13 protein-coding genes and 2 pseudogenes are annotated in these 18005 nt (G+C 65.0%); 6 read left to right on the forward strand and 9 right to left on the reverse strand.

Going from position 1 to position 18005, the window contains the following annotated elements; translation table 11 throughout:
- Both B3T59_RS15225 and B3T59_RS15230 read right to left on the reverse strand, forming a co-directional pair.
- Positions 1 to 1364 (reverse strand): annotated as a pseudogene (locus B3T59_RS15225) (hypothetical protein); the annotation flags it as partial.
- Positions 1365 to 1455: 91 nt separating this feature from the next.
- Positions 1456 to 2073, reverse strand: a complete 618-nt coding sequence (locus tag B3T59_RS15230) for a TetR/AcrR family transcriptional regulator (RefSeq protein WP_287004126.1) — start codon at positions 2071 to 2073, stop codon at positions 1456 to 1458.
- Between the two features lie 80 nt (positions 2074 to 2153).
- Here B3T59_RS15230 and B3T59_RS15235 point away from each other — a divergent pair, with 80 nt between their 5' ends.
- Complete coding sequence (locus B3T59_RS15235; protein WP_064864404.1) at positions 2154 to 3227, forward strand: Rieske 2Fe-2S domain-containing protein; 1074 nt, start codon at positions 2154 to 2156, stop codon at positions 3225 to 3227.
- A 43-nt stretch (positions 3228 to 3270) separates the two neighbouring features.
- Positions 3271 to 4356, forward strand: a pseudogene (locus B3T59_RS15240) (dihydrodipicolinate reductase).
- Positions 4357 to 4358: 2 nt separating this feature from the next.
- On the opposite strand, the gene B3T59_RS15245 reads toward B3T59_RS15240, so the two are convergent.
- Positions 4359 to 4973, reverse strand: a complete 615-nt coding sequence (locus tag B3T59_RS15245) for a TetR/AcrR family transcriptional regulator (RefSeq protein WP_064903363.1) — start codon at positions 4971 to 4973, stop codon at positions 4359 to 4361.
- 106 nt (positions 4974 to 5079) lie between these two features.
- On the opposite strand from B3T59_RS15245, the gene B3T59_RS15250 reads away from it, so the two are divergent.
- Entirely contained in the window at positions 5080 to 6246 is a 1167-nt protein-coding gene (locus tag B3T59_RS15250; RefSeq protein WP_064903365.1) for a hypothetical protein, read from the forward strand.
- Between the two features lie 98 nt (positions 6247 to 6344).
- Here B3T59_RS15250 and B3T59_RS15255 read toward each other — a convergent pair whose 3' ends face one another.
- The 4 genes from B3T59_RS15255 to B3T59_RS15270 form a co-directional block, all read right to left on the reverse strand.
- Positions 6345 to 7634, reverse strand: a complete 1290-nt coding sequence (locus B3T59_RS15255; protein ID WP_231894528.1) for a lipase family protein — start codon at positions 7632 to 7634, stop codon at positions 6345 to 6347.
- Positions 7635 to 7697: 63 nt separating this feature from the next.
- Entirely contained in the window at positions 7698 to 8729 is a 1032-nt protein-coding gene (locus B3T59_RS15260; protein ID WP_287004131.1) for a fused (3R)-hydroxyacyl-ACP dehydratase subunits HadA/HadB, read from the reverse strand.
- A 70-nt stretch (positions 8730 to 8799) separates the two neighbouring features.
- Positions 8800 to 9828 (reverse strand): aspartate-semialdehyde dehydrogenase, encoded by a 1029-nt coding sequence (locus B3T59_RS15265; protein WP_064903398.1) that lies wholly within the window; start codon positions 9826 to 9828, stop codon positions 8800 to 8802.
- 1 nt (position 9829) lies between these two features.
- Positions 9830 to 11095 (reverse strand): aspartate kinase, encoded by a 1266-nt coding sequence (locus B3T59_RS15270; RefSeq protein WP_005171455.1) that lies wholly within the window; start codon positions 11093 to 11095, stop codon positions 9830 to 9832.
- Positions 11096 to 11246: 151 nt separating this feature from the next.
- Here B3T59_RS15270 and B3T59_RS15275 point away from each other — a divergent pair, with 151 nt between their 5' ends.
- Positions 11247 to 12722, forward strand: a complete 1476-nt coding sequence (locus B3T59_RS15275) for a hypothetical protein (RefSeq protein ID WP_287004134.1) — start codon at positions 11247 to 11249, stop codon at positions 12720 to 12722.
- A gap of 462 nt (positions 12723 to 13184) precedes the next feature.
- Here B3T59_RS15275 and B3T59_RS15280 read toward each other — a convergent pair whose 3' ends face one another.
- Positions 13185 to 13871 (reverse strand): TetR/AcrR family transcriptional regulator, encoded by a 687-nt coding sequence (locus tag B3T59_RS15280; protein WP_287004136.1) that lies wholly within the window; start codon positions 13869 to 13871, stop codon positions 13185 to 13187.
- A 235-nt stretch (positions 13872 to 14106) separates the two neighbouring features.
- On the opposite strand from B3T59_RS15280, the gene B3T59_RS15285 reads away from it, so the two are divergent.
- Positions 14107 to 15567 (forward strand): MFS transporter, encoded by a 1461-nt coding sequence (locus B3T59_RS15285; RefSeq protein ID WP_287004137.1) that lies wholly within the window; start codon positions 14107 to 14109, stop codon positions 15565 to 15567.
- A gap of 25 nt (positions 15568 to 15592) precedes the next feature.
- On the opposite strand, the gene B3T59_RS15290 is transcribed toward B3T59_RS15285, so the two are convergent.
- On the reverse strand, positions 15593 to 16273 hold the full coding sequence (locus tag B3T59_RS15290) for a TetR/AcrR family transcriptional regulator (protein WP_251723833.1): 681 nt from the start codon (positions 16271 to 16273) through the stop codon (positions 15593 to 15595).
- A gap of 143 nt (positions 16274 to 16416) precedes the next feature.
- Here B3T59_RS15290 and B3T59_RS15295 point away from each other — a divergent pair, with 143 nt between their 5' ends.
- Complete coding sequence (locus tag B3T59_RS15295; RefSeq protein WP_251723832.1) at positions 16417 to 17967, forward strand: MFS transporter; 1551 nt, start codon at positions 16417 to 16419, stop codon at positions 17965 to 17967.
- Positions 17968 to 18005 lie beyond the last annotated feature (38 nt).

Raw genomic sequence — 18005 nt, forward strand, 5'->3', positions numbered from 1 at the left:
GCGATCTTGAGCATCCGGCTCACCGTGGCCTGCCAGAGCGAGCCGTCGGGCGCGATGGTGCCGGTCAGTTCGAGTGGCTCGTCGACGGGTCCGTTGCCGACGTGCAGCGTGCGCACGCGGGCGCCCGTCGCGAAATCGGTGGCGATGTAGTCGATCGGCCCGACCTGCTGGATCGATCCCGGTCGATAGGGCCCGTAGCCGAGGCCGTGGATGAGTCCGTCGGCGCGGGAGAGTCGGGGCAGCGAAGCGAGGCGGTCGCCGTTCTCCCACACCCGGTGGCACTCCCCTGGGGACACGTCGATGCGTGTCGATCCGCCGACGAAGGGCGCGTCGGCAGGCACGCTCGGACCGCTGACCGCCATGGGCGGGTACTGGTAGCCGTAGGTGCTGGGGATGATGAGCGAGTTACCCCAGGCCATCGGCGAGTTCTCGGTGCCCTGTCCGGACCTGCCGAATGCGGGCATGCGGCACACCGTCGAGCCGGTGTTGCTGTCGTAGACGATCAACTGGGGTCGGGAGGCGTTGTCGACGATGGCAACCCATCCATCGCCACCGGGGCCGAAGTAGGTCGGCGTGGTGCCCGACCCCCAGGTCAACTGGCCGGGACGACGTGCGGCACCTCGGTCGTAGGCGCGACGCCACACCACCTCCGGTGTCCCGTCGACGCCTGCGCGCATCTCGTAGAGTGCGTGCGTCGAGATGACCGACACGCCCGACGCTCGCACGGAGAGGCCGTTTCCGAGATCTTCACCCGCGGGCAGATGCGTCGACCGCACACGCCGTGCGGCGTCGACCGTGCCGACGACGCCGTGCGTTGTCACGAACCACACGCGGCCCGCGAAGTCGGGAGCGAGTGCGGTGACAGCGTCGCCTGCGGGGATATGACCTTTCAGGTCAACGCGGTCATCGATGAAGAGTTGCCATCCCTGCGTCGAATGCCGATGTGCCACACGCAGAATCGCTCCGGACCCGTCGGCGACGACCACGCGGTCGCGGTCGTCGAGGTATCCGTACACACCACCGAGCAGTCCGCCCTTGGTCAACTGCTTGCGCGCGATAGGCGCGGCGGTCGTCGGGTCGAAGAGCGTCACCGTCGCCACCGCGACCTGCAGCGGCGCGATCCCGACGAACTGGGTGCACAGCGATACCGGCATGCCGTCGTGCCCCACAAACGTTGCGGCGCACGCGCCACCTGGAATCGACTACGCCGCGAGATGCGCCGTCCGACCCGGTCCTGCGAACGGAGTCGAGTCCGACGACCAGAGGTCGCCGTGCATCAGTGACGTTCCTACCGGGCCGAGTCCGGTCGCGGGAGCCGTCGAACCGTGTGTCGGTGGCGCTGCAGACGCAGATCCCCCGACGATTGCACCCGCGAGTATCGCGAAGACGACTGTCGATGCAGCGAGCAGGCGGATGAGGGCAGCACGAAACCCCGAGCGTAGCGATGGCACCGCGTCACTCTGACAGGTAGGCGACGATTGCGCCTGACATTCCCTCACGAGCGTCATCAAGGTTGCCGTAGGTACCCAATGTGTGCTCGGAGATGAGCCCACGCATCGCCCCCGGAATCAGCGCAGCCATCTGGCGGACCTTCCGCGGGTCGAGGTCGAGGTCGGCGAAGGCACGCAGGAACGCCGCGTCCCAGTTCGGCTTCCACGAAGCCAATTCGGCCGCGGTGAGGGGAAATTCGCGTTCCAATTCGACGTGTTCGCGCGGAAGCGCCGCGCGGAGCGTTTCGATGGCCCGCGCCTCCGGCGTCGTGAGTCCGTAGAACATCGCGTCGATCAGAGCGGACACCCTCTCTCGCAGCGTCCCGTCGGGTTTGACGTTGGCCGGAAGGTCGCCGCGTTGGTCCGCGGTGTGACGCAGGACCGCTGCCCACAGACCGTCGATGTCGCCGAACTGGTACTTGACCACACCCCACGTCGCACCGATCTCCCGCGCGATCCGATTACCCGAGACCGCTGTCGGATCACCCGTCGCCAACGCAGCGATTGCCGCACGGATCATGCTGTCCCGCGTGGCCTGACCACGCTTGTTCGCGCGCCGTGGGATGGTCGTCGCCTCGCTCATGACGATCGAGTCTAGCCACATATCGAGATTTTCACAGAATCCTCTTGCACTCTTTCACAGAGGGTTCTACGGTTCTTTGCATGGCACAGACCCCGCTGTCGATGGAACCGACCGGCTGGTTCCAGGTCGCCTGGTCGCACGAGATCGCGGTCGGCGACGTCCATCGCATGACCTACTTCTCCCGCGACATGGTCGCTTGGCGCTCGGCGTCGGGAAAGATCTCGGTGTTCGACGCCTACTGCGAGCACCTCGGCGCACATCTCGGGTATGGCGGTCGCGTCGAGGGCGAGAACCTGGTCTGCCCATTCCATGGGTGGCAGTGGAACGAGCAGGGTCGCAACGTCTGCATCCCGTACGAGAAGAGACCCAACAGGGGCAGGCGCATTCGCAGTTACCCTGCAGTCGAGCGCAACCATGCGGTGTGGATCTGGTTCGATACGGCCTCTCGCCCACCGTATTTCGAGGTACCCGACATGTTCACCGCATTCGGAGACGACCCATCCGACGCCGACAATTACTACGCACCCATTCCCGGCGGCACGCTGTTCCACGAGCGACTCGAGCTACATCCGCAGTACATCATGGAGAACGGCGTCGACTTCGCGCACTTCAAGTTCGTCCACGAGACGCCGTTCATGCCGGAGTTCACCCGGCACGATTTCGAAGGCCCGGTCTCCTACGTCGACTTCACCATCGCGTTCGAGGAGGGAGCCACCCTCGAATCAGCCTCGAGCGGGGTCTATTCCGTGAACGCGGGGCTCGGATGCTCCGTGACCAAGTCCTGGGGGATGGTCGAGAACCGCACGATGCCTGCGGTCACACCGGTCGACGAATCGACGTGCGACGTGCGGTTCACGGTCTGGATCGGAAAGAAGCCGGGTGAAGAGGACGCCACCGAGTTGACCAAGTACGGCAAGGTGATGAGCGACCTGGTCATCGAGCAGTTCGACCGGGACGTCGAGATCTGGTCACATCAACGCTATTCCGATCCGCCGGCACTGTCTCAGCGAGAGTTCAAGGGCTTCACCGCATTACGCAACTGGGCTATCCAGTTCTACCCCGAGGGCGACTCGACCTACGGACGAGATCCGACCCGCCCGGAAAGCGGCGCCATCGTGCCGCTACACCCGTCGGCCACCGCCGCAACAGCCTGAGCACACCAGCTTCGCGAGCAACGTCCACACGAAAGGTCAGTCCATGAACAGTTCCCGCACGATTCGCGTATTCCAGGTTGCCACAGGCAATCTCGGCACCGAGATGATCGGCCGAATCACCTCCCATCCCGACCTCGAACTCGTCGGTCTGCACTGCTATACGCCCGACAAAATCGGACGCGACGTCGGCGAGATCGTGGGCATCGACGCCATGGGGATCAAGGCCACCGGTTCGGTCGAGGAGATCATCGCAGCACGGCCGGACGTCGTGACATTCCACGGCGTATTCCCCGACGAAGACCTCTAGGAAAAGGTGCTCGAAGCAGGCATCAACGTCGTGACCACCGCCGACTGGATCACCGGATATCACCGAGACACCAACTGGCAGCACCCTTCCGGACGCAAGGTCAGCGAGATCATCGAGGCCGCCTGTCAGCGGGGAGGGGCGTCGTTCTATGGCACTGGCATGAACCCGGGGCTGTGTCAGATCCTCGGCATCGTCCACAGCGCCGACGTCGCCGAGATCGAGAACGTCACCGTCACCGAATCGGTCGACGTCTCATGCCATCACTCCGTCGACACCTGGAAGGCCGTCGGATACGGTCTGCCGGTTGATGATCCGTCGATTCCGGAGTCACTCCACAAGTACACCGCGGTCTTCGCCGACTCCGTCTACCTCATGGCCGACGCATTCGGACTCGAGCTCGACGAGGTCAAGTACTCCTACGAGCTCGGCGCATGCACCAAGGACGTCGACCTCGGCTGGTACTTCCTACCCAAGGGATCATTGGGCGCCAACTACATCAAGTATCAGGGCATGGTCGACGGCGCATCGCGGATCGAAACACATCTCGAGTGGCAGATGACACCACACACCGATCCCGCGTGGGATATCAAGGCCTGCTACATCACCCAGATCACAGGCGATCCGAGTATCTACAGCAAGCACATGATCTTCCCAAAGGCCGGAATGGAACTGTCGAAGCCCGAGAACTTCGCCTCGATCGGTATGACCGTGACCGGCCTGCCCGCACTCAACTCGATCCGCTCGGTCGTCGAGGCGAGGCCTGGCATCATCACGAGCAACGACCTACCGCTGAGGGCATTCGCCGGACGATTCGCCGTGTGACATCACATATCGGCTGCGCCCGCGATATCGAGCGCAGGCCCGAGCCAGCGTCGAAGATAGACACGCAACTGCTCCGGCGTACGCGGCGGGTCCGAGGGGTACTGCAGAAATGACATCAGGACACGCAGCATGAATTCGGCGAGACCCTCGAGCTTTTCGTCGTCGATTCCCGCCTCGGTCCAGTCGATCGGGAAGCGTCGCAAGACAGACGCGCCGAATTCCATTGCACGAGAGGATGTTACACCACGGCTGAAGAGCTCGTTCTCGCCCACCTGAACGAGAAGTCCGATGTACGGTTCGTCGGGCAGCCGCCCCAACGTGTAGACGATGGCCTCGGCAAGGGCATCGCGCGGTTCGGTGATATCGGCGACGTGATCGGTGAGGCGGTCGAGGAACTGCGTGGCACCTGCTTCACCAACCGCGGTCAGCAAATCGGCGGTCGTCGGGAAGACGCGATAGACGGTCTGCCTGGTGACCTGGAGTTCCGCCGCGACGTCGGCGAGAGTCGCCCTACCCGGACCCGAACGATCGATGCAGCGCATCGCGGCTGCCACGATGCGTTCGCGTGCTTCGTCTTCGGTGCGTGGCAGGTCGCCACCCCAACCTCGGGTTCTCATCGATCAATCGTCGCACGCGGGTATCTCGAATTCGGTCATACACAGAATGACTATTTGTATGATCGAGTACGTCGGCCACGCAATCCACCCAGCCTGAGGTGCACCAATGCAGACCTGTACCGCCGAGTACATCCGCCTGTCGGAGACGCTGACGGGCGTTCGATGCGACGGCAATGCGTTCGTCACGTTCACCAATCCGGCGAACCTTGCGAACTGGACCCTGCCCGTGATCGAGGCGACGCTCGTCATCGGACTCGTGGCGTGCCTGGTCCACGCCATCCGGTGGTATCGCACCACGCGCGACGCGTCGAATCTCGTGGTGTGGTGCAGCGGGATACTGGCATTGCTGCTGGTCGAACCGATCGCCTACTTTCCGCAGTGGTTCGGTATCGAGGATGAACTCGGACTGACCTTCGCGCACAACATGTTTACGGTGCAGTTCCTCTACGACCGCCTACCGCTCTACATCATCGCGATGTATCCGGTCTACCTGTACGTGGCGTACACGCTCGTCCAGCGGACGGGAGTCTTCAAGCGCTACAACCTCTTCGTGTCCGCAGCCTGCGTGGCGTTCGTCTTTCACTGTCTGTACCAGGTTGTCGACGGCCTTGGGCCACAGCTGAAGTGGTGGGTGTGGAACCAGGAAGTCTCCACGGCACACCCGTCATTCAGCGGTATCCCGCTGCTGAACATGAGTGCGTTCAGCGTCATGCTGCCGTTCGGTATCGCTTTGGTGACGCGCTGGTTGTGCACGGTCCCACACCGCGGCGGTTGGTACATCGTCCGCGATGTCGTCATGACGAGTGTGCTCGTCTGGCCCGTCCTCTTCGTCGGATCGATACCCCCCACCATCCTCGACCTGCTGGGCGGTTCGCTGCTGGTCGGGCGAGCCGTCTCGGCGTGGACCTACGTGGCACTCTTGGCGATCGTCACCGTCGTGGCGTTCTGGGGCGCCTATCGGGCACGCCGCACCGACCCATCCTCCCTCCCGGAACCGCTTGCGCGGGAATGGTTCCCGGTGATCTGCTCCGCGGTGTACCTGATCGTTGCGGCAGTGCTCTGGATCAGCGCGCTCCCCGACTACTTCGACGCTGTCGACGGCGTGGCGCCCAATGGCGGGCGAATCGGACCGCTTCCGTATGCGATCACCGCCTACGTGGCCTCGGTGTTGCTCACGATCGGTTCGTTCGTCGGCGTCCGACGGCTTCGGACACCGGCGAGCACGGAGCGTGCCCGTAGCGACTCGGAGCTGCCTGCACCCGCCGCCTCATGAATCGACCTGCCACATGAGTCAATCTGCGACACAGACAACTACGGCCCCCGCTTTCTGCGGAGGCCGTAGTCATGTGGAGGTTGATTCCGTTCGACTACTCAGCCGTCGAAGTGCGACAGCAAGAAGTTGGTCGCAGGAAGCAGCGTGAACACCATCGGGAGAGCGTGGTTGACCACGAGGCCCGGGAAGATCGGCGGGATTGTGTTGGTGATCATCCGGACGTCGGCTCCCTGTGCACGCCAGTCGCGGTCGAGAGTGGCCACCTGACCGTACGGAATGACGTCGTCGTTGATGCCACCCTCGAGCAGCACCGGCGCGTTGGGTTTGAGCCTGCCGATGCGCTGCTCGTCGACGATCTTCTTGACGTTCGGGTAGCGATTGATCACCGAGGACAACGACTTTCCGTCGCGTGTCCACGAATTCGTGCGTTGGAAGCCGAAACTCAGCCCGGTGTCGGCGATGCACTGCGTCGACAGTCGCTTGAGCACCTGACGTCCGCGGGGCGTCGTCTCCTTGTCGACGACGGTCTTCAGTTCGGGATAGCGGGCCTCGAGACCGTTGATGGCATAACCGATTCCGCCGACGATGAACGTGCCGTCGATCTGGTCGATCACCTTCGACAGATCAGCGGGCGGTGCACCCGCATACGACGCCTTCACGTTCAGCTCGGGGGCGTAGCTCGACGCCAGTTCGGCCGCCGACGCCGACGCCCCACCGCCCTGTGAGTAGCCGGAGAAGCCGACCGGCGCGTTGGCAGGCGCCTTTTCGACCTTCAGCGCCGCACGCGCGGCGTCGAGCATCGCCTGGCCGGACTCGACTCTGTTGACGTAGGTGTGAATGCCTGGGGTGCCCATGCCGATGTAGTCGGTGATCGCCACTCGCACACCATTGATCAGCAACAGGTTCAGTTCGAGCGCGGTGTAGTTCAGCGCGAGGCTCGGCTTGCTCGGATCGATCGCGACGGGCAGGCTCATCAGCTTCGAGCCCGCGCACTGATCACCCTGACCGATGGTTCCCGGGCCGAGGACGACTGTCGGTCGGGGGCCCTTGCCCCGCCACGGCGCGGTGGGTTCGACGACGGTCCCGGTGACCGCTGCGGGAGTTCCATCCTGGTAGCGAGACGTGTACATGATTCGGGTCGCTGTGCCCGGCCACTGGTTCTTGATGCCGGGAATCTGCAGCAACAGCGGACTGGGCTCACTGCGAATGATCGACCCGGGAGACGCCGAGAACTGCGCCGGCGGGGTGTAGAAATCGGCCGCGTGAGCCGGTCCGACCGCCGCCGTCGCGGCACCAAGCGCCAATGCACCCGTCGTGAGCGCAACCGTGGACCGTCGTGCCACACGACCGATCCGCCTACCTGAGATGAATCCCCGAATTCGTGTCATGGACGTAACCTACCGCACAGTAAGTCACTGGTGTGACCGAGGGCGCAACCGCGTCACCGCAAATCACGCAAAGCGCACATTCATCGTTGCGAGGCCGAAGATCTTGCGACCAGCCGACTTCGCCACGATGATCACGACGCCGCTGCGGGTCTCGGGATCGAGCGACTTGATCTTGCCGCTGAACTCGATGTCGCCGCCCTCCGCAGCAGACACGACCGCCACCTGCGACAGACGCACCGCGTACCGCGTCACGGCGCCCGGATCGCCCGACCACGCCGAGACGAAGCCGGCGCCGAGTCCCATCGTCAGCATTCCGTGAGCGATCACGTCGGGAAGGCCGGCGAGCTTGGCGATCGACTCGTCCCAGTGGATCGGATTGCCGTCTCCGGAGACACCTGCGTAGTTGACCAGATCTCCGCGCGAGAGGCGGGCGTGCCGCACCGGCAGCGCGTCGCCGACCGTCAGCGAGTCGAAGTCGAGGCTGCCCGGAGTTCGCTGGGCACCTGCACTCGAAATGACTTGCGCGCCTTCGGGTCGCACTGTCTTCACGTACGCGGCATCCGAATCGTCGGACGACATGACGTTTACGTCGTGCACCATGATGCTGCGGACCGCGTCGTTGATCCCCGGGTCGACGTCGTCAGACGTCACGCCGACGACCGTGGTGTGCATGGTGTGCACCACCTCGCCCGCGGCGTCGGTGAACGTGTTGGTGACGGTGATCAGGTCGCGACCGGCGATACGTCGAATCGACGACAGCTCGACGTCGGTCGTCAGCTCGTCACCGGCGACGATCGGTCGATGCTGCTCGAAGACCTGCTCGGTCTGCACGTAGGTCTCGTAACCGACCACGACCGACTCGAACAGAGCTCGGTTGGCGCCCATCGCCGGGATGGCCGTGAACGTCAGTGGCGCAACAAGTCCCGAGTAGCCGAGTGCATGCGCAGCCTCTTCGTCGCGGTGTGCGACGTGGTGGTCCTGGACCGCGCGCGCATACTCGCGCACCTTCTCGAGACCGACCAGATAGGGCTCATCGATCTTGTAGTAGTGGCCGAGTCTGTCGGCAACCGCCGGGGCATCTGTGGGAGTTGACATCGTGATTCACCAATCGGCGGTTGTCGGTTCGGATCAGGGGTGATGGTGCGGGACGTAGATGGCCGGGCGGTTACCCGACGAGCAGCTCCGCGATCTGAATCGTGTTGAGAGCCGCACCCTTTCGCAGGTTGTCACCCGACACGAACAGCGCCAGCCCTCGACCGTCCGGCACACCGGGATCTTGTCGGATACGACCGACGAGCGAGTTGTCCTTGCCCGCCGCGGCGAGCGGATTCGGAACGTCGGTCAACTCCACTCCCGCTGCGTCGGAGAGGATCTCGTTGGCCTGGGCGGGAGACAGCGGCTGTGCGAACTCGGCATTGATCGACAGCGAGTGTCCGGTGAAAACCGGCACGCGCACACAGGTTCCGCTGACGAGCAGATCCGGAAGTCCGAGAATCTTGCGAGACTCGTTGCGCAGCTTCTGATCTTCGTCGGTCTCACCCGACCCGTCGTCGACAAGCGATCCGGCAAGCGGAAGCACGTTGAACGCGATGGGTGCGACGTACTTGACCGGCGCAGGGAAGTCGATCGCCGAGCCGTCGTAGACAAGCTTCTCGAGGTCGTCGATCGCCGCCCGAGACTCGGTGGCGAGCTCGTCGACGCCTGCGAGCCCACTGCCCGACACCGCCTGATACGACGACACGATCAGTCGTTGCAGCCCAGCCGCGTCGTGTAGCGGCTTGAGGACCGGCATCGCGGCCATCGTGGTGCAGTTCGGATTGGCGACGATGCCCTTGGGCGGGTTCTGCGCCAGCTCGCCGTTGACCTCCGAAACCACCAGCGGCACATCGGGATCCTTGCGCCACGCCGACGAGTTGTCGATGACGGTCACGCCCGCGGCGGCAAACCGCGGTGCCTGCTCACGCGACATGGTGGCACCTGCCGAGAACAACGCGATGTCGAGGCCGCTCGGGTCTGCGGTCGCCGCATCTTCGACGACGATCTCGCCGTCGCCCCAGGGCAGCTTCTTGCCCGCCGACCGCGGCGAGGCGAAGAATCGCACCTCGTCTGCGGGAAAGTTGCGCTGCGCCAACAGGGTTCGCATGACGCCGCCGACCTGTCCGGTGGCTCCGACAACTCCGATACGTACGCCCATGTCAGCGCCCCGTTCCTGCGTAGACAACGGCTTCTTCTTCTCCGCCGAGGTCGAAGGCCTCGTGCAGTGCGCGCACGGCGTCGTCGAGTTCGGTGTCGCGGCACAGCACCGAGATACGGATCTCCGACGTCGAGATCAACTCGATGTTGATGCCGACGTTGCTCAGTGCCTCACAGAAGGTGGCCGTGACACCGGGATGGCTCTTCATACCGGCTCCCACCAGCGAGACCTTGCCGATGTGGTCGTCGTAGAGCACCTCGGTGAAACCGATCTCCTCCTGCAGCTTGGTGAGCTTCTCGACGCCCAGCGGGCCAAGCTCGCGCGGAAGGGTGAAGGTGATGTCGGTCTTGCCGGTCTCGACCTTGGAGATGTTCTGCAGCACCATGTCGATGTTGATCTCGGCGTCGGCGACAGCACGGAACACCTTGGCGGCGTAGCCGGGCTGATCGTCGAGGCCGACGACGGTGATTTTGGCCTCGCTGCGATCGTGTGCGACACCGGTGAGAATCGCTTCTTCCACGGGAATGTCCTCCATCGAGCCGGCGACCAGCGTGCCGGGTTTGGTCGAGTACGACGAGCGCACGTGTACGGGAACGTTGTATCGGCGGGCGTATTCCACACACCGCAGCATCAGGACCTTCGCGCCACACGCGGCCATCTCGAGCATCTCTTCGAAGGAGACGGTCTCGAGCCGACGGGCGTCGGGCACGATCCGCGGGTCGGCGGTGTAGACGCCATCGACGTCGGTGTAGATCTCGCAGACGTCGGCCTCCAGCGCTGCCGCGAGCGCGACTGCGGTGGTGTCGGAGCCGCCACGTCCGAGCGTGGTGATGTCCTTGGTGTCCTGGGAGACGCCCTGGAATCCGGCGACCAGCACGATCTTGCCGTCGTCGAGCGCGCTGCGAACGCGGCCCGGGGTGACGTCGATGATCTTGGCCTTGCCGTGGCTGCTGGTGGTGATCACACCCGCCTGCGAGCCGGTGAACGACTGCGCCTGCGCGCCGAGCGAGCTGATGGCCATCGCGACGAGAGCGTTGGAGATGCGCTCGCCGGAGGTGAGCAGCATGTCCATCTCACGGGCCGGCGGGGCCGGGTTGACCTGTTGTGCGAGGTCGAGGAGTTCGTCGGTGGTGTCGCCCATCGCGGACACGACCACCACGACGTCGTTCCCCTGCTTCTTGGTCTCCACGATGCGCTCGGCGACCCGGCGGATGCGCTCAGCTGTCGCAACCGATGATCCACCGTATTTCTGCACCACGAGTGCCACGTAGATAACCTCCCGGCAGGGCTCGACGTCGGGTTTTCTTCCTTGACTGCCGAGACAACCTTACCGACGATGCTCGCGGGCTCCACGTCGTGGTGGTGGCGGGACGGCTTCCACGTGCTGCAGACCACACGCGTCCCCTAACATCGCTGTGGTGACCAGCGAGACCGAGGTCGGGAAGGCGAGCCGACAACGCCGCTACCGGAAGACCAGCGCCACTCCCGGCGCGACGTCCGCTGATCGAGCCGACGAATCTGCCGCGGGTCCGGTCGGGGCATCCGAGGCCGGGCGGGCCGAGACATCTGGAGGGCGGCCCGGGGCATCGGCCGCGGGGCGGTCTGGACCGAAGCAGCGTCGAATCCGCCAGGTCGAGCGGCCGGGAGTCGGCGACCGGCGTGAGGAGGTCGTCGCCGCCCCTCGCGCGGCCGTCGAAGATGACTCGCTGCCCTACTGGGTGTCGGCGATCGGGGTGTTCATCGCGATCCGGATCGTCGGATTACTGGTGCTCGGTCGGTTCGCGCAGTTGCGCGACACCAGCGTCGGAAACTCACTGTCGGCGTGGGATGGCAAGTGGATGCTCGCCATTGCAGAGCACGGTTATGGCGACGTGCCGTACTCGCTCACCGATGCCCGCGGCCTGCACACCGCGGACACCGCGTACGCCTTCTTCCCCGGCTATCCGTACCTGGTCGGATGGATCGCCAAGCTCCCGTTCGTCACGCCGTTCGGTGCGGCGATCTCGCTCAACGTCGTCCTCGGTTGCCTTACCGCCGTCGGTGCCGCACGACTCGGCGCCGACTGCGTGCGTGCGATGGGCAACCGCTCGCCACTGACCCGTGGGGGGTCGGTCAACCCCGAACGCGTCGGGCTCTACCTGGTCGCGATCTTGGCCGCGACGCCGATGTCGGTCGTGCTCAACATGGCCTACACCGAGGCATTGTTCTGCGCGCTGACCGTGTGGGCGCTCGTCGGGGTGATCGAACGCAACTGGGTCCTCGCAGGAGTCGCTGCCTGCCTCGCGGGGACAGTGCGACCGACCGCCGTCGTCATCATCGGCGTCGTAATGCTGGCTGCGGCACTGACGCTGGTGCGTGATCAAGAGGCACGATCGTGGCGATCACGACGCGGCAATGGCGCCTACCTGTGGCTCGCGATCGTGCTGAGTCCACTCGGATACCTCGGCTACCTGGCAGTCGTGTGGGCGCACACCGGCTCGCCGACCGGCTGGTTCCGCGTCCAGACCGAGGGTTGGGACACCCGGATCGACGGCGGAGTCGTCACCTTCAACTTCGTCAACGACGCACTGGTGAACTCCGGCGAGGTCGCCTCCGTCGCCACCGCGTGGATCATCCTCGCGACGTTGCTCATGGTCGTCGTCGCGTTCTGGGCTCGCCTGCCGTGGCCGGTGGTCGTCTACGGGACACTCGTCGTGGCGTCGATCGTGCTGTCGAGCGGACTGATGATCAGCCGCCCCCGGCTGCTACTTCCGGCGTTTGTGCTGCTCTTGCCGCTCGCGATCGCGCTTGCCAAGCAGCGGACATCGGTCGGCGTGGCCGTCGTCGTCCCGATGGTCATCGGCAGCGCCTGGTTCGGCGCTCACATGCTGACTGTTTATCCGCACGCGATGTGAGGGCGGGGCTCGGGGTTGTACCTCGGGTTTCGGCCGGGCGCTTGCGGCTCTTCCTCTGGTTTTGCGCGTTTCCGCGCGACACTTCCGGCCGAAAGCGAAGGAAGTCGCGGAAAGGATCTTTCCCCTAGATCCAGCGGGCGAGCGCCACACCGGCCGCGCGATCCTTCCCCGACTTCCATCCCGGCCGCGCAACCCTTCCCCGGGTTCTGCACCCTTCCCCGCGACACTTCTCGCCGAAAGCGAAGGAAGTCGCGGAAAGGATCTTTCCCCTAGATCCAGCGGGCGAGCACCACACCGGCCGCGCAACCCTTCCCCGACTTCCAGCCCGGCCGCGCAACCCTTCCCCGGGTTCTGCACCCTTCCCCGCGACACTTCTCGCCGAAAGCGAAGAAAGTCGCGGAAAGAATCTTTCCCCCAGATCCCGCGGGCGGGGGCCGGCAGCGGCCAAGCCCCGGCAGACGCTCAGCCCCGCGGGCGCAGGCCGTCGAGCACGAGGCCGACCATGCGTCGGCGCGTCGCTGGTGTGTCCTCGGCGACGCACGTCATCGACAGTCCGCCGACCAGGCGTGAGATGTCCGACGGCTCGATGTCATCGCGGAACACGCCCTCACGCTGACCCTTCTCCAGCGTCGCGGCCATCAGTTCGCGCGACTGGTCGCGGGCCTCGCTGAAGACAGGAGCCTCGTCGCCGACGGCCGCGAGGATCGCCTCCTTCATGCCGCGCTTGGTGCTCGCGGTGGACATGTACGCCTCGAAGACCCCCGCCAGTGCGACGTCGGCAGGCCCGGACTCGAGCAGACGCCAACCGTCGGCGATGATCGAGTCCGAGTAACTCCGAAACGTCGCCTCGATGAGCGCCGCGCGATTGGGAAAGTGCCGGTACAGCGTCCCGATGCCCACCCCGGCCTCGGTGGCGACCTTGTCGAGCGCGACGTCGATGCCCTCGGCATGGAAGAGGTCGGCGGCCGCGGCAATCAGCTTGTCGTAGTTGCGGGCGGCATCGGCGCGGGCGGGTCGTCGTGACAGGGTTCGCCGCGGACCGTTCTCGCTCGCGGCCCCATCGACCCCGGCCACTGACTCTGCGGCCCCCGACTCCCCGGCCCCCGACTCCCTGGCCCCCGACTCCCTGGCCCCTGACTCCCCAGCCACGTCGACTCCTACCTTCCGACACGAACAACACCGACGACGCCGCGCACACAGATCGAGCACAGCGGCGCAGCGAACAAAACAGTTGCAAAACGGAGGAACCCTCCGTATATTAATCGGAGGAAGCTTCCGTTTCTCCAGCGAGTGTACTCCACACCGGCGTGGGTGAGCCCGATCAGACTCACGCCGAATCCAGTGCACTGTTCCGCCGATCCAATCTTTCGAAAAGAGCGGCCACATGTCCCTTTCCTCCATTGATCGCACGGCAGATTCGACACCTTCGGGCTCAGGCCTACGCTTGCGCATCAACACCGACGCCCTGGTGCTGGTCACAGTGCTCGGATGCCAGCTGATGGTGGTGGTCGACGCGACCATCGTCAACGTCGCACTACCCGATATTCAACGCTCCCTTGGCTTTTCGACGTCGAATCTCTCCTGGGTGCTCAACGCCTACACTCTCACCTTCGGTGGGCTCCTACTACTCGGCGCTCGCCTCGGCGACATTCTCGGTCGACGCCGCACCTTCCTCGACGGCCTCGGACTGTTCGTCGCGGCATCGGCATTCGGTGGCCTCGCAACCGATTCGACGATGCTCCTCGTCGCCCGCGCCCTGCAGGGCGTCGGTGCCGCAATCGCTGCACCGGCGGCACTGGCACTGCTGATGACCAGATTCTCCGACGGCCAGCAGCGCACTCGCGCACTGGCGCTCTTCACAGCCGTGTCCATCGGCGGATTCTCGCTTGGTCTCGTCTCCGGCGGAGCGCTCGTGCAGTGGCTCGACTGGCGCTGGGTCTTCTTCGTCAATGTGCCGATCGGACTCGTGGTGATCGTCGCGGGTGCGCTGTCGCTGCCTCGCACCACACGCGAGCGCGGCTCCTTTGATCTACCCGGTGCCGTATTGTCCACCGCCGGAATCGGTCTCATCGTGTACGGCCTCGTCAATGCTGCGGAGCACGGATGGAGCAGCACGATCACCGTCATCGCCCTCGTCGCAGGTGCCGCACTTCTCGGCGCGTTTGTCTTCGCCGAAGACCGTGCACACCAACCGATCACACCGCTGCGGCTCTTCGCCTCGACTCCGCGAAGCGCTGCATTCGCCGGTCGACTGGTGATGGTCGCGGGGTTCATGGGCATGATGTTCTTCCTCACCCAGTACATGCAGGAAGTGCTCCACTACGGCCCACTCGAGACCGGATTGGCGTACCTGCCTATGACGGCGGCGACGTTCGGCGCATCACAGTTGAGTGCGCGAGTTCTGGTGCCACGCTTGAGTACTCGCACGCTTCTGCTCATCGCCTTCGGCGCGGCGGCAGCCGGCCTGTACTGGCTGAGCACTCTCGACGCTCATACCCCGTACCTGTCACTGCTCGGGCCGTTCATCCTCGTCGGCGCGGGCGGCGGTATGGCCTTCCTGTCGCTGACCACGGCGTCGCTGCGCGGCGTCGACCCTCAGGATGCCGGCGCGGCGTCGGGCTTGGTCAACACCGCTCAACAGCTCGGCGGCACAGTCGGTTTGGCGATCATGGTCGCCGTCTTCGGTGCAGCAACACGCGGAATGCCCACGTCGACAATCACATTCGCCCACGGCATGACAGTCACCGTATTGTGTGCAGCCATCCTGCTGACAGCGGGCGGGGTGCTGATGGCACTCACCCAGGGCGAGGCACGCCCGCGCCCGGTCGAGACAGCACTCGATTGATCCGACGCGGCGTCGTCGATGTCACCTACGACGTCGACGACGCCGCTTTCGCCTCGAACCCAGCACACAGATAGTCGACGCCGGCGTCGAGCAACGCGCGCGGATCATTCAACCGTGCGGCCTCTGCGGCGTCGGACAGCGTGGACAGGTGCGGCAACCGCGAGGTGACCCGACCGGCGATGAGATCGGCGAGTCCGCTCGGACGTTCACCGGGCGATGCGTCGAGCAACTGTTCACTGACCTGTGCGAGCGCGACGCCGTTGACGTAGTTCCACACCGCGAGTGCCATCTCGGTAGCCGTGGTGATGTCGACGCCGAGGTCGGTGAAACCCGCCGCGAGCCAGTCGAGCCCCTCGAGTGCGTCGACACCGAAGCTGTAGCGCGGCGCCGAGTAGGCCAGCACCACCCATGGGTGCCTGCGATAGAGCTGCCAATCGACGTCGACGGCGATCGCCACGCGTTCACGCCACGACCACGGGCCGGGGTCGTCGACGGGATAGGGAAATCGACGACCGATCTCCTCGGCCATCGCCTCGAGCAGCGCGTCCTTGTCTGCGATGTGCCGGTAGAGCGACATCGCGCCGACGCCGAGTTCATCGGCGATGCGTCGCATCGACAGCGCGGGCAGCCCGTCCCGGTCGGCCACGTCGATCGCGGTGTCGACAATGACCGCGGTGGTGAGCTTGGGCGCACGCTCGTCGGCCACCGACTCTCCTCACATTGCGGGAATAAATTGTTTGCGTACAGCGTACTCATCACCGTACCGTCGATGCGTACGGCGTACGCGCATGCCCGAGGGCACACCGATGACGTCGACGCATCCAGCCCTATCGAAGGAGAGCAGTAGTCATGTCCGTCCGCATCCGTCCGTCCGAGAAGCGCACCCGCGAAAATCCGGGCGCAGATCGACGCGCGTGGTGGGGACTGGCCGTACTGACACTTCCGGTGCTCCTGGTGTCGATGGACTTCTCCGTCCTCTACCTCGCGATCCCGGCTATCACTGACGCGCTCGATCCCAGCGCCGCGCAGCAGCTGTGGATTCTCGACATCTACGGCTTCCTCATCGCAGGGTTGCTCATCACGATGGGCAACGTCGGAGACCGCGTCGGCCGTCGACGCATCTTGCTGTTGGGTGCCGCACTGTTCGGCATCGCCTCGGTCATCGCAGCGTTCGCTCCTACCGCGGGCATCCTGATCGCGGCTCGCGCGTTGATGGGTATCGGTGGTGCGACGCTGATGCCGTCGAGCCTGTCGTTGATCGCCAACATGTTTCCCGACGCGAAGGCACGTGGCAGGGCGATTGGCGTGTGGACCGCCGCATTCGCGGGCGGTTCGGCCATCGGACCCGTCGTCGGGGGCGTTCTGCTGCACCACTATTGGTGGGGTGTCGTCTTCCTGATCAACGTGCCGGTACTCGCCGTGCTGTTCCTGCTCGCACCCAAGCTGATTCCCGAGTATCGCGCGGGTACGGGTGAACCGTTCGACTTCATCGGCGTCGGACTCTCCCTGCTCGCCATCCTGCCGATCGTCTACTCGATCAAGACGATGGCCTCGGAAGGTGCCGCCCTCCCGGTCGCAGCAGTCGGCGTGGTCGGTGTCGTGATGTTCATGTTCTTCCTGATGCACCAGCGTCGGACCCCAGCGCCACTGCTCGACCTGAAACTGTTCCGCAACGTCCAGTTCAGCGCTGCCGTGACGGTCGCACTGTTCGGCATGATGGCGCTCGGTGGAATGTCGTACCTGACGGGCGTCTACCTGCAGTCGGTGCGCGACTTCGACGTCCTCGACGCCGCGCTTGCCGGCCTGCCGATGGCGATCGCCGTCGCGGTGTTCTCCATCGGTGCGACGCGCATCGCCTCACGTGTCGGCATGCGGACCGCGTTCGTCGGGTCGGTCGCACTCGCCGCCGCGGGCAACCTGGGACTGCTGTGGCTCACGACGTCCAGCCCGCTGTGGGTCTACCTCGTGTTCACCTCGATCGCCGGTATCGGCTACGGCATCCAGTTCTCGCTGGTGTCCGACGTCGTCGTCGGCTCGGTGCCCGCGGAGCGATCCGGAGCGGCGTCGGGCATCTCGGAGACCAGCTTCGAGCTGGGAACCGCACTCGGCCTGGCACTGCTCGGCTCGCTCGCGACGCTGATGTTCCGTGAACACGGCGACGGCTGGGCGTTCGGCGACACACTCGGCGAGACGCTGCACCGCTCCCACGACATGGGACCCGCGGGTGTCGAACTCGCCGACGCGGCCAAGGAGGCGTTCGTCAACGGCATCCACGCGGCGTCGCTCGCCTCGGTGATCGCTCTCGGTGTGCTCGGCATGATTCTCGCCATCGTGATGCGCACACCTCACGGCGTCGAGCAGTCGGTTGATGCCGAACTGCCTGCCGCGCAGGACAGTTAGCCCCGTCGCGGAAGCCCGCTCGGTCCCGCACGCTGCTC

Source organism: Gordonia sp. UBA7860 (genome assembly GCF_002500165.1).
Classification (GTDB): Bacteria; Actinomycetota; Actinomycetes; order Mycobacteriales; family Mycobacteriaceae; genus Gordonia; species Gordonia sputi.